The following is a 12,875-nucleotide window of genomic DNA, read 5'->3' on the forward strand; positions in this document are numbered from 1 at the left end:
GGGGGGCGGCCCCCCCCCCCCCCCCACCCCCGCGGGCCGCGCCGCCCGCCGCCCCGCCGCCCCCCCGCCCGCCGCGGGTGCCGAGCGAGCGGCTGTCGCCCATCTGCTCGGGGCCAGCCGGAGCCTCCATGGCCCGGCACGGTTCAACCGCCGGCACTCCTGTCGGAAAGGCGAGCGCTTGCCGTCGGCGTGGGCTGCTGCAGCACGGTCCGAGCGGAGACGACCATCGTGCCGCGGTGAATCGGCGTGCTCGTACTCGTCAACGGCAGACCTGAGCCTCCCTGCCGGTCGGCGACGACCTCGGCAATGATCGACAGGGCGGTCTCCTCCAGTGTGCGCGCACCGAGATCCAGACCGATCGGTGAGCGCAGTCGGTTCAGCTCCCGGTCTGTCACGCCGACTTCGCGCAGTCGCCGTGTGCGGTCCTCATGCGTGCGCCGGGATCCCATGGCTCCCACATACGCAACCGGAAGTTTCAGCGCGCGCTTGAGTAGTGGCACGTCGAACTTCGCGTCATGCGTGAGAACGCACAGCACCGTCCGGTTGTCGACCTCAGTGGTCTCCAAGTAGCGGTGTGGCCAGTCGACGATGACGTCGTCTGCTTCCGGGAACCGAGCCTTGGTGGCGAACACCGGCCGTGCGTCGCACACGGTGACGCGGTAGCCGAGGAACTTGCCCAGCCGTACGAGGGCGGCCGCGAAGTCGATCGCGCCGAAGACGATCATGCGTGGGGACGGGGCGCTGGATTCGACCAGCAGCGTAAGCGGCTGACCGCAGGAGGAGCCGTCCGCCCCCACCACAACGGTTCCCGTACGCCCGGCGTCCAGCATGGTCCGTGCCTGTGCCGCCACGGCGCCCGCCAACTGAGCCTTGTCGCTCAGTGTTCCCTCGTACAAGCCGTCGGACCGGACCGCCAACCCGCGGCTGATCAGTTCCGCGGGTCCGTCGACAACGCGGGCCAGTGCCACGGGTTCGCCCGCGCGGACGGCGGACAAGGCGGCCGCGATCACCTGTCGCCCTGGATCACCGACACGGGCCGACATGACCAGGATGTCAATCACACCCCCGCAGGTCAGACCGACGGCGAAGGCGTCTTCATCGCTGTAGCCGAAACGTTCCAGTACGGCTTCGCCGTCTTTCAGGGCGTGCCGGCACAGTTCGTACACAGCGCCCTCCACGCAGCCTCCGGAGACCGATCCGATGGCCGTTCCCTCGTCATCCACGGCGAGGGCGGCACCAGGCGCGCGAGGTGCGCTGCCGCTGACCGCGACAACCGTGGCGACGGCGAAGTCACGTCCCTGCTCCACCCACTGCTGCAGCTCTTCAGCGATATCCAGCATGTTTCTCCTTGGCGTCTGTCAGCCCCTGCAGGTGTGAGGTCTTCGCCGCCCCGCCTGTCGAGTGCGTCGGTCAGCGGACCGTCCGTGCCGCCGTCTCGATGATGTCGGCGACGTCCTTGGGGCGTGACACGCTCACCGCGTGCGAGGCCCCGACTTCCACCGTGTGCGCCTTGGCACGCTCGGCCATGAATCTCTGTGCCTGCGGCGGGATGTTCAGGTCCTCGGTGGCCACCAGCACCCAGGACGGAATGGTCTTCCAGGCCGGCTCGGAGGCAGCCTCCTCCAGTGCGGCACTGGTCACCGGACGCTGAGCAACCGCCATGAGGTCCGTGGTGTCCTCGGGAACATCCGCGGCGAACTGGTCGTGGAACCTGCTCTGTTCGATGTAGAGGTCCGTCCCCTCGGAGCCGTCCGGCAGGGAGACCGGAACAGGGCGCAGAGTTTCGCCGAGAGTACTGCCGGGGAACTTGGCCGCGAGCTCAGCCGCGCTCTCACCCTTCTCGGGGATGAAGGCGGCGATGTACACGAGCGCCTTGACGTTGTCGACACCGTAGGCGGCGTTGCTGATGATCGCTCCACCGTAGGAATGCCCGGCGAGCACGACGGGCCCGTCAATGCCGGCCAGCAGATCCTTGATGTACGCGGCGTCGCTGCTCAGCCCGCGCAGCGGATTGGCCGCGGCCACCACCGGATAGCCGTGCCGCTTCAGCTGCTTGACGACGCCGTTCCAGCTGGTGGAGTCGGCGAAGGCGCCATGGACGAGGACGACGGTCGGCTTGCGGTGCTGCGGGGCATTGGCCTTGCCGGCGCTCGCCGGGCCGACCGACGCGGCGAGGAGGCCGGCGGCGACCGTGACGGTGGCCATGAGGGCGAGAGGGGTGCGGGCACGTCGGAAAGGAGAACGAAGGTTCATGGAAGGCCCTTTCGAGGCAGAGGATTCAGCCGTGTCCGAACAGAGGACATGGCGAGTGGGCAGGACGCTGTCGCACGTCAGGAAGAGGCAGACGGCCTGATCGGTAAGCAGGGCGGCAAACGGGGAGCGTGTCCCGGGCCTGCCGGACGCGGAGCTGTCAGTTGCTGTGCAGCGCGGCGCGCAGGGTGCCGATGGCCAGGATGATGGCCGCCGTGGCGATCGCGCCGGACTGAACCTTCTCGTCGCTCTTGCAGCCCTGCGCCGGGCCGAGGCCGAACAGGTACGGCGGGTTCGCGGTAGCCTCGGCAACCGCCGACGGAGTGTCGGTGACGACACCTGGGCTCACAGCGACGTCCTCCGGACGGTCAGAGCATCAACTGGTCGATGGTGATGGGCAGGGAGCGGATACGGCGCCCTGTGGCGTGGTGGACCGCGTTGCCGATGGCCGCGGCCAGTCCGACCAGTCCGACCTCTCCGACTCCCTTGGTGCCGACGGGAGTTGCCCGGTCGGGGCCGCCGACGAACAGCACTTCCATGTCGGGAACGTCCGCGTTGACGGGCATGAGGTAGTCGCCGAACGTCGCGTTGGCGATGCGCCCGGTTCCCCGGTCGGTGGCCGTTTCCTCGAACATCGCCTGGCTGATGCCGCCCACCGTGCCGCCGACGATCTGGCTGGTGGCGGTCTTCTCGTTGAGGATGCGCCCGCCGTCGATGACGGACACCACCCGTGCCACGCGCAGCAGCCCCAGGTCGAGGTCGATGCGGACCTCGACGAACTTCGCCCCGAAAGCGCCGGCGATGGCCATGCCCAGTTCGTCTGTCTGCGGCGGTGTGCTTCTGCCGTCGGCGCTGAGTTCCTCCAGGCCGTGGCGGGCCAGGATGTCGACGTACGACTCGCCCTGTTCGGGGTCAGCGATGCGGTGGATGCGCCCGTCGGTGACCGTCACGTCATCGAGCATGGCTCCGCGCAGAGGAGACCGACTGTCGGTGCCCACCACGTCGAGGAATTCCTGCACCAGACGCCGGCAGGAGGTGTGCACGGCGCCTGCGAGAGCTCCGGTGAGGCCCGATCCGCCGGCCATGGGCGAGTAGGGCATGTCGGAGTCGCCGAGATCGAAACGCACGCGGGTGACGTCGAGGCCGAGCAGCCCCGCCGCCAGTTGGGTCATGACCGTGTAGGTGCCGGTGCCGATATCGGTGGAGGCGCTGCGGACGTATGCCGAGCCGTCACGGCGTACGGAGGCTCGTGCCTGGCATGGCGCCTGGAAGAAGGGATAGGACACACCGGCCACGCCGTAGCCGACGAGCCAGCGGCCGTCGCGCATGGAGCCCGGTTCCGGTGTGCGGCGTGACCAGCCGAACCGCTCGGCGCCCTCGGTGTAGCACTCCCTCAGGGCCTTGCTCGACCAGGGCAGGCCCAGGATCGGGTGCTTCTCCGCATAGTTGCGCAGGCGGATGTCGAGCGGGTCCATGCCCAGGGAGTGGGCGACTTCGTCGATGGCGGACTCCAGGGCGAAGCTTCCCTGGGCCTCGGCCGGCGCACGCATGGAGCCCGGGCAGGGGATGTTCAGGCGTGCCTGCCGGTCTCGGGTCAGCACGTTGGGGCAGGCGTACGAATGGGCCGATCCGTAGGAGACCGGTTCGTAGTCGTCGTCCTCCATCGCCACGGACGAGATGCCGTGGTGCTCGATGGCGACGAGGGTGCCGTCACGGGTGGCACCGATCTTGATCTGCTGGACGCTGTTGGGCCGGTGCCCCACTGAGGAGAACATCTCGGGCCGGGTCAGGACCAGCTTGACCGGCCGCTTTGCCTGACGGGCGGCCAGCACGGTGAGAATGACGTGGGACCACACCCTGAGGCCGGCGCCGAAGCCGCCGCCGACGAAGGGGGCGAGGACTCGGATGCCGCTCTCGGGGACCTTGAAGATCGTGGCCAGTGAGGTACGCACGTTGTGCGGCCACTGCGTGGAGTCGTGCAGGGTGACCGCGTCCCCGTGCCAGGAGGCGAGCGTGGTCATCAGGCCGAGCGGATTGTTGGTGTTGTCGGGGGTGGTGTAGGTCCCCTCGATCACCACGTCGGACTGCGCGAACCCGGCGACCACGTCACCGCGCTCGGTGTCCAGCCCCCAGGGGTTGGTGAGGATCTCGGCGCGGGGGTCGTCCACGTCGAGCACTGCCTTGCCCGTCTCGTACTCGACCCGTACCAGCCGGGCGGCGTGCCGGGCCTGCTCCGGGCTCTCGGCCACGACGATCCCGATGTGCTGCCCGTAGTGCAGGACGCGGTCGTCCTGCAGCGGGGCCGGGGGTGACCCGCCCAGCAGCGTCATCGGGCCGCGCTCCAGCTTCGGCGCGGTCAGATGGGTGATGACGTCCAGCACGCCCGGCGCCGCCAGGGCCGAGGAGACATCGATGTCGGTGATGCGTCCCGCGGCGATGGTGCTGCCCACCAGGGCGGCGTGCACCATGCCGGGGAGGGAGAAGTCGTTGGGGTAGTGGGCCGACCCGGTCACCTTCAGCGGCGCGTCCACGCGGTCGAGGCCGGCACCCACGATCCCACCGGTTTCGAGAGTGGTCATGACGACGCTCCTGCAACGGTCTCGAGGGTGCGCACGAGCGTGCGCTTGGCCAGCTCCACCTTGAACGCGGTCCCGGGCAGCGGCCTGGCGCCCTGCAAGGCCGCCTCGGCCGCCGCACGGAAGACGTCGGGGCCGACCGGGGCCCCGCTGAGGACCTCCTCCGCGTCCCAGCACCGCCAGGGGACGGTGCCGACCCCGCCCAGGGCCACGTGCGCCTCCTGGATGACGCCGTTCTCGATCACCAGGGCCGCGCCGGCCGAGGTCAGCGCGAACTCGTAGGAGACACGGTCCCGGACCTTCAGGTAGTGCGACCGCGCGTTCGCGGGAAGGAGCGGGATCTCGACCGCGGTGATCAGCTCACCGTGCAGCAGCACGTTCTCGACGTGCGGTGTGTCGCCGGGCGGGAGGTAGAACTGCGTCAGCGGAAACGACCGGACGCCGTCCACGCCCTGGACATGGACTGTCGCGTCGAGCGCCGCGAGGGGCACCGCGACGTCCGAGGCGTGCAGGGCGATGCAGTTCTCGCTTGTGCCCAGGATCGCGTGCATGCGGTGGATGCCCGTGATGGCGGCACACCCTGAGCCGGGGGCGCGCTTGTTGCAGGCGCTCACGGTGGGGTCTCTGAAGTACCGGCACCGTGCGCGCTGGAGCAGGTTGCCGCCGATCGTGGCCATGTTGCGCAGTTGGACCGACGCTCCGAGCAACAGTGCCTCGCGCACGAAGGGAAGCCGTTCCCTGACCAGGGGATCCGCGGCGAGTTCCTCCATCGTCGTCAACGCGCCGACCCGGACGGCCGATTCGGTGTGTGTGATGCCGCCGAGCGGAAGGCCGGTGATGTCGACGAGCCGCTCGGGGTGGAGAACGCCGTCCTTCATGAGGTCCAACTGTGTGGTGCCGCCGGCGAGGAAGGACGTGTGCCGATCGGCGGTCACGACGGCCACGGCCTGCTCGGCATCGGTGGCCCGGGCGTACTGGAAGGGCTGCATCGTCAACTCTCCGCTGTCACTTCGCGAATGGCCGCTCGGATGTTCGGGTAGGCGCCGCAGCGGCAGAGGTTGCCGCTCATGAACTCGCGGATCTCCTCATCCGAGGTGGCGCGCCCCTCCGCGATGAGGCAGACCGCGGACATGATCTGCCCCGGGGTGCAGTAACCGCACTGGAACGCGTCATGTCGGGCGAAGGCCGCCTGGACGGGATGCAACTCGCCGTCGCTGGACAGGGCTTCGACGGTGGTGACCTCGCGCCCTTCGTACTGGGCGGCCAGTGCGAGACACGACACCACACGCTTGCCGTCGACCATCACCGTGCAGGCACCGCACGCGCCCTGGTCGCACCCCTTCTTCGCGCCGGTGAGACCCAAGTGGTCGCGCAGAGCGTCGAGCAGCGTGACGCGTGCGTCGACATGGAGAGAATGGGAGGTGCCGTTGACATTCAGCGTGATATCCACGTGCGGCAGCCCGGTGGGCAACTGGCCGGATAGGCCTGTCTCGGTCCCTACCTGCTTCATAGACCCTCAATTCTGAGTCCGGGAGACATCGTCTGCGACAGATAAAAAATTCTTGACTTCGGTCGAGATCATTGCGTCGGAGACGCCGACAACTATTCCCGGTCGGGACGCTTGTTCGAACCCGGGTGGCACACTGGTCGAGTCCCTGGGGGTGGAGGGGAAAGACGGGTTCAGCCTGCGGTTTCAAAGCGGCCAGGGGGTGTGGACGGCGGTCGAAGCCACGGGCTTGCTCACCGCAGCGAGGGGTGCGCTTGGAGCTGTTTGCGTGAAGTGACCCTGAGCTTCCCGAAAATCTTGCGCAGATGCCATTCGACAGTGCGCGGGCTGATGAAAAGCCGGGATGCGATTTCTGGATTGGTGAGACCCTCGCGAACGAATCTGATGATCTGGGCCTCATGGGGAGTGAGTTCACTCTTGCTGCTGACGGTGCGTTTCCTGACGTTTTCACCGGTGGCGGCCAGTTCGCGTATCGCTCGCTGAGCGAAGCCCTCCATGCCCATCGCGACGAAGAGTTCATGTGCCATGCGCAGTTGTTCGCGGGCTGCCTGACGGCGTCTCTCGCGACGTAGCCACTCACCGTAGAGGAGGCGGGCACGGGCCAGTTCTCCGCGGACAGAGGTGCGGCTGAGCCGGTCGATCGCCTTCAGGTAGTGGCCTTCAGCCTCTGTGCCTTCGCTGAGGAGGGCGCGCGAGCGGGCTTCGATGCCCAAGGCCCAGTCCGTGCCGCTCGGCTGGGTCACCTCGACGAGGCGGTCCAGGGCGGCAAGCGCGGGGCCTGGTGTTCCTTGCCGGGCGGTCGCCTCGATGTACTCGACAAGCGACCAGGTCGGGATGCCCATCTCCAGTCGGGGATACTCCCGAGTGGCTGTGGCGGCCGCTTCCGCCGCCTCCGCGTACCTGCCGAGGCTGTTGTAGAGCACGGCTCTGCCCCACCCGCTGACCACCGGTCCCACGCCCTCGCCCCGGCGGCTTGCCCCTTCACCGGCGCGTTTGCTCAGGTCGATGCATTCCGCTTCCCGGCCTCGCCATGCGGCGACAAAGAGTGCGCCGTAGATCGGGGCGGCCGTTCCGACCGCCTCGGAGACGGTCTGCGCCTCCTCCGCCAGCGCCGCGGCTTTCGCCAGTTCGCCGTCGAGTACATGCACCACACAGCGCATGGTCAGTGCCAACGGGAGCGCTGTGGCCTGCCCGGCGTTCCTGGCGAGCTCAAGATGGCGGGCGGTCAGAACAGACATCGTCTCGTGGTCCCACACCCCCACGGCGGTCACACAAATGAGCCACAACCAGCGCAGTCCGTCCTGTGGGGAGAGGCCCGGCCCACGGCAGGCACGCAGGGCCAGTCGCAGGCCGGGGACCGCGCCGGCATGGCCTTCGACGATCCGTTCCGCTATCCCGTCGAGCAGGAGATCCGCCGGACGAGGAGGATGCGGGGTGGGCAGCGAGCGTGCCGCTCTGGCCACTTCGTACCTCTGGTCGCCGTAGGCCTGGGGGCCGGCGAAAATCGCCGCGTTGATTACCTCCAGATACGTCTCCCGGGCGAGTGCCACGTCATGAGGTGCGAGCCGACTCGCGGCCTTGAGCAACAGAACGGGAGCCTCGCTGCCCCGGTTCGTGGTGAACGCGATCAGCGCGCGCACCAGGTCCACTTCACCACGCCGTCGTTCGTCGAGGGGCCCTGCTTCGACGATGGACAGCAGCCGCAAGGCGATGTCGGGATTTCCCGCCTCGTGTGCCGCTCGCGCGGCGGCCAGTGCCCGCTCCTGACGGCGAGCCGGATCAGGGGTCAGGTCCGCTGCGCGGGTCATGAAGGCAGCGGTCGCCGCAACCCCACCGCGCGTGCGTGCCCGTCCGGCCGAGCGCTCGAGTTCTGCCGCGACTGCCTCATCAGGGCCGAAAGCGCCGTGCGCCGCATGCCAGGCGCGGCGGTCGGGATCTGCTCCTGGATCGGTCACGTCTGCCAGCGCCCGGTGCGTGCCACGCCGCTCTTCAGGCGACGCCGCCCAGTAGACGGCCGAGCGCACCATCGGATGAAAGAACGTCACCCGCTCGCCGATCTTGACCAGACCGGCTGCCACGGCGGGCCCGGACGCTTCGATGTCGATCCCCAACTGCTCAGCCGCACGCCAGAGCAGAGCCGGCTCGCCCGTCGGATCTGCCGCGGCGGCCAGCAGATACCGCCGTGCCTCCCGCGGAAGGCCTGCGATCGTCTGCAGGTAAGCCGCCTGAATCCGGTCACTGACAGGCCGCGCACTCGGCAGGCCGAAACCACCCGCCAGTTCCACCGGGGTCGACATCTTCGGCAATTCCAGAAGTGCGAGCGGGTTGCCCCGCGTCTCTGCGACGATGCGCCCGAGCACATGCTCGTCCCACGGGCCCGGCAGTACGGAGCGCAGCAGAGACCGCGCCTCATGGTCGGGCAGCCCTTCGATCAGCAGCTCGGGCAGGCCGGTGGGCTCCGCTGTGCCGGGCGGCACTTCGTCGGACACTCGAGCCGCAAAGACAATGGCCACCGAATCGGCGACCAGGCGTCGCGCCGTGAAGGCCAACGTCTGCATGGAGGCACGGTCGAGCCACTGGGCATCATCCACGACGCACAGCAACGGCTGGTCCCGGGCGACTTCCGAAAGCAGGCCGAGGACACCCAAGGCGACGAGAAAGCCGTCAGGCGCACGTTCGGATCCCAGGCCCAATGCTCCGCTGACGGCATCGCGTTGCACGGGCGGAAGGCTGTGAAGCCGGTCCAGCATGGGCCTGCACAGTTGATGCAGTCCGGCGAAAGCCAGTTCCATTTCGGACTGAATACTCGTGACACGCGCAATGTGGAATCCCCGTGCCTGATCGACCAGGTACTCGAGCAGCGAGGTTTTCCCCGCACCCGGCTCGCCCCGGACGACCAACGCCCGGCTCTCACCACCGCGCACGGCATCGAGCAGCTCCTCGAGCTGCTCGCATTCACGACCGCGCCCCGGGACACGCGACCGTGTCACCGGCGGGTCAGCCTTTCAGACGGTCCAGGCGGGTCCCCGAAGACAGCGGTTGACGCCCCGGGCAGCGACCGTGGGACGACTCTGGACCCATGCGCAGGTGGGCTGCTGCGTCTACGGCGACGATGGCTGGGCAAGCGTGTACCTCCTCGCGACTTGGTCCGGGGCGTCGGGAATTCCGGTGCGGGCCGGCTCAGCCGGGGAAAACCGAACGGACCCGCATGTCGAACACCGTATGAGGCCGACGGCCGGCGGAACGGTCCGCGGCAGCAAGGCGGCAGGATCGGGAAGGGGAGGCTTCCCTTTTTGCCGGATCGATGCCTCGTGTCGGCGGACGATGACGGCAGGGGCCGCGCCGCAGTCGCCGCCCGCCTCAGGCGCCGTAGCGGTTCACCGGGTCGAGGCACACGGTCAACTCCGCGCTGTGCCGCCGAGGGTCGGCTCGTGCCGAGAAGACCTTCCGTGCGCCCGGTTCCGGTCAGGCACCGGTAATGACGGCATCGCAGCGACCGGACGGCGTGACGGGGCCGTGGACACCCTCTGCGGTTGGCACCTGAACAGGTCGATTTTCTCGACTCGGACGAGCATGGCATTCTCGAAAGGCAGGTTGTATCCGACCAGTTGTGTCGAATTGCTGCCCCGGGGCGTTGCCGGAGTGCGATGACACCGTACAGAAAGTACAGGGGCTGACCGAGCATGCAGGGTGACCCGGACAACCTTTGGGCGGACGGGCGTCGGCAAGCGTTCACTGGAGGCTCGGAGCGGGCGCCCACGGACCATGCCCAGTTGATCGGCCGGGCCACCGAGCTTGCCATGCTGAGCGGAGTGATCGAGCAGGTACAGGGAGGTCTGGCTGCGTCGGTCCTGCTGCACGGCGCCGCGGGAGTGGGCAAGACCGCGTTGCTCGACGCGGTGGCGGTGCAGGCCCGAGCCTCGGGATTCTGTGTGTTGCGGGCCACCGGTGTGGAGTCCGAGGTCACCCTTCCGCTGTCCGGGCTCCACCAACTGTTGTACGGCCTGAGGGATGAGTTCAACCGGCTGCCGTACGGCCAGCGGGATGTTCTCGAGCGTGCGCTCGGGCTCTCTCAGGACACCGCACCGGACCAGTTCGTGGTCTCGGTGACCGTGCTGGAACTCCTGCACGTTCTGGCCGTCGACGGCCCGGTGCTGCTGGTCGTGGACGACGCCCAGTGGATCGACGAGGTCAGCGCACGCATCGTCGCGTTCGCCGTTCGGCGTCTCGCGCCGAAGCCGATCGGATTCCTCGGCGCGGTGCGCTCGGAGTGGAAGACGTCCATCGACAGGAGCTCCCTGCTGGAGTACCGCGTCGAACCGCTTCAGGCCGGGTCGGCGGCCGAACTGCTGGACAGCCGCTTTCCCGGTCTGGCCCGGGCGGCACGGCAGCGGCTCCTCGACGAGGCGGCCGGAAATCCGCTGGCCCTGCTGGAACTGCCGGCCTCGCTCAGCGACGAGCAGCTGTCCGGTAGGGCGGAGCTGCCCGGTTGGCTGTCGCTGGGCGACCGGCTGGAGTCCCTCTACGCCGGCCGGGTCCGGAGCCTTCCGGAGACCACCCGTGACCTCCTGCTGCTGGCAGCCTTCGAAACCACGGGAAGCATCCGTACGATCTGGGCGGCACTGTCCGAGGACGCCGCCGCCGCGGACTGCGCCGTCGTCCCGGCAGAGCGCGCCGCGCTCGTGCGGGTGGACACCGGGAACGACCGACTGGTCTTCCGGCACCCGCTGGTGCGGTCCGCGACAGTGCAGCTGGCGACACCCGACCGGCGCCGCGCCGCGCACCGTGCCCTGGCCGCGGCCCTCGACCATGAGCCGGAACGCCAGATCGGGCACTTGATCGCCGGTTCCCTGGGACCGGACGAGGTCGTGGCCCGGAAGCTGGAGAGCGCCGCCCACCGGGCCGTGCGGCGCGGCGCGGCGACTGCTGCCGTCAGCGCGCTGCGCCATGCCTCCGGTCTCAGCCTCCAGCCCGAGGACCGGTCCCGCAGGCTTGCCAAGGCCGCGTTCGCGGCCAGCCACGCAGGTCAGCTGGACGCCGCCGCCGAGGTGCTGAACAGCGGCGGTTACTGGGAGCACGCGAGCCCCGAGGACGCCGCTCGGGCGGCCTCCGCCGCCGCCTTCCGGCTGATTCACCGCGACTGCGATGTCCGCGCGGCCCACCGGCTGCTCCTGAGTGCCCTCGACAACGTTCTCGGCCGAGGTGAGGGGGGAGCCCCCGGAGCCCTCGCCGAGGACCTGACGGACGAGCTCTTCTTCCTGTTGATCGAAGCCTCGTGCTATGGCGGAACACGGGAGCTGTGGGACCAGGTCGCCGAACGGATCAGGCTGGCCTCGAACTTCGCCAGATTGAGTTTCGACGCCCTGGGTGACCCGGTTCGGCGCGGCCGCACGGTGATACCGCGGCTCCGGCGGGCCTTCGACGACATCCCGGCCGAGACGGACCCGCGCCGCATCATGCAGATGGCCCGCAGCGCCCTCTTCTGCGACGACATCAGCCGTTACCGCGAGCAGGCCGCGCGCGCCGCCGGCCTGGCGCGCACCGGCGGCGCGTTCGCGAGTTGGGCGGCCGCGACCCTGTTGCTCGCTCTGGACGCCTACCACACCGGCCAGTGGGACGAGGCGGGCGCCATGCTCCGTGAGTGCCTGGAAGTGGCGGAGGAGTTCGGCTATACGCTGCTCGGCTGCCGTATCCGGTACCAGCTGGCCTTCATCGAGGCGGGCCGTGGGCGTGCGGAGGCGGTCCAGGCGCTGACGGACAAGATCGTGGCGACATCCGTGCCCCAGGGCATGGTCACAGGACAGGTGATGGTACGGCAGACCCGTGCCCTGCTGGCGCTGGGAGCCGGCGACTACGAGACGGCGTACCGGCACTGCGTTCGGATCAGCCCGCCGGGGGAGTTCCCTGCCTATGTGGCCTGGGCGCTGTGGTCGGTTCTGGACCTCGTCGAAGCGGCCGTCATGACCGGCAGAACCGAGGAGGCGCGCGCTCATGTCGCCGCGGCCGAACGAGCCGACATCGGCGAGCTCTCACCCAGGATCGCCCTCCTGGTCGCCGGAGCCGCGGCGCTCGCAGCCACCGACGATGAGGCGGAAAGGCTGTTCGAGAAGGCACTGGCACTGCCGGACGCCGACCGCTACACCTTCGAGTGCGCACGTATCCGGCTGGCCTACGGCCGGCGGCTGTTCGGTCGGGGGCAGATCGATGCCGCGCGCGAACAGCTCCGATGCGCCCTGGACGAGCTGGAGCGGCTGGGCGCGCAGCCGTGGTCGGTGCGGGCCCGCGCCGCGTGCAGGGCGGCCGGGGTGCCCGTCGAGGCGACTCCGGCAGTGGAGACGACGGCGCTCACCTCCCGGGAGCTCGAGATCGCGGAACTCGCCGCCACCGGTATGAGCAACAAGCAGATCGCCGCCGAACTCGTCCTGTCGCAGCGGACCGTGAGTACCCATCTGTACAACCTCTTTCCGAAACTGGGGATCAGCTCCCGCGCTGCACTGCGCGACGCGCTCCGGAGCTTCGAGAAGCACGATGCGTAGGCGCAG

The 12,875-nt window shown here is 69.1% G+C and carries 8 protein-coding genes; 1 reads left to right on the forward strand and 7 read right to left on the reverse strand.

Features of this window, described 5'->3' with window-relative positions; all coding sequences use genetic code 11:
- Nucleotides 1-143: 143 nt before the first annotated feature.
- From AB0J04_RS25745 to AB0J04_RS25775, 7 genes are all read right to left on the reverse strand, one after another.
- Entirely contained in the window at nt 144-1,340 is a 1,197-nt protein-coding gene (locus AB0J04_RS25745) for an XdhC/CoxI family protein (protein ID WP_363170907.1), read from the reverse strand.
- 70 nt (nt 1,341-1,410) lie between these two features.
- A complete protein-coding gene (locus AB0J04_RS25750) occupies nt 1,411-2,205 on the reverse strand; it encodes an alpha/beta hydrolase (RefSeq protein WP_363170908.1) in 795 nt (264 codons plus the stop codon).
- A 205-nt stretch (nt 2,206-2,410) separates the two neighbouring features.
- Nucleotides 2,411-2,599, reverse strand: a complete 189-nt coding sequence (locus AB0J04_RS25755; protein ID WP_363170909.1) for a hypothetical protein — start codon at nt 2,597-2,599, stop codon at nt 2,411-2,413.
- A gap of 19 nt (nt 2,600-2,618) precedes the next feature.
- Nucleotides 2,619-4,829, reverse strand: coding sequence for a xanthine dehydrogenase family protein molybdopterin-binding subunit (locus AB0J04_RS25760; protein ID WP_363170910.1), 2,211 nt, complete (start codon nt 4,827-4,829; stop codon nt 2,619-2,621).
- Nucleotides 4,826-5,815 (reverse strand): xanthine dehydrogenase family protein subunit M, encoded by a 990-nt coding sequence (locus AB0J04_RS25765; protein ID WP_363170911.1) that lies wholly within the window; start codon nt 5,813-5,815, stop codon nt 4,826-4,828. Before AB0J04_RS25765 ends, AB0J04_RS25760 begins: the two co-directional genes overlap by 4 nt.
- Nucleotides 5,816-5,817: 2 nt before the next feature.
- Nucleotides 5,818-6,336, reverse strand: coding sequence for a (2Fe-2S)-binding protein (locus AB0J04_RS25770; RefSeq protein WP_363170912.1), 519 nt, complete (start codon nt 6,334-6,336; stop codon nt 5,818-5,820).
- Between the two features lie 230 nt (nt 6,337-6,566).
- The gene (locus AB0J04_RS25775; protein WP_363170913.1) at nt 6,567-9,257 is read right to left on the reverse strand and encodes a LuxR C-terminal-related transcriptional regulator; all 2,691 of its coding nucleotides are present in this window, start codon (nt 9,255-9,257) and stop codon (nt 6,567-6,569) included.
- Nucleotides 9,258-10,016: 759 nt separating this feature from the next.
- Here AB0J04_RS25775 and AB0J04_RS25780 point away from each other — a divergent pair.
- On the forward strand, nt 10,017-12,869 hold the full coding sequence (locus tag AB0J04_RS25780) for an AAA family ATPase (protein WP_363170914.1): 2,853 nt from the start codon (nt 10,017-10,019) through the stop codon (nt 12,867-12,869).
- Nucleotides 12,870-12,875 lie beyond the last annotated feature (6 nt).

Origin of the sequence: Streptomyces sp. NPDC050263, from assembly GCF_040655955.1 — a bacterium.
Taxonomy (GTDB): domain Bacteria; phylum Actinomycetota; class Actinomycetes; order Streptomycetales; family Streptomycetaceae; genus Streptomyces.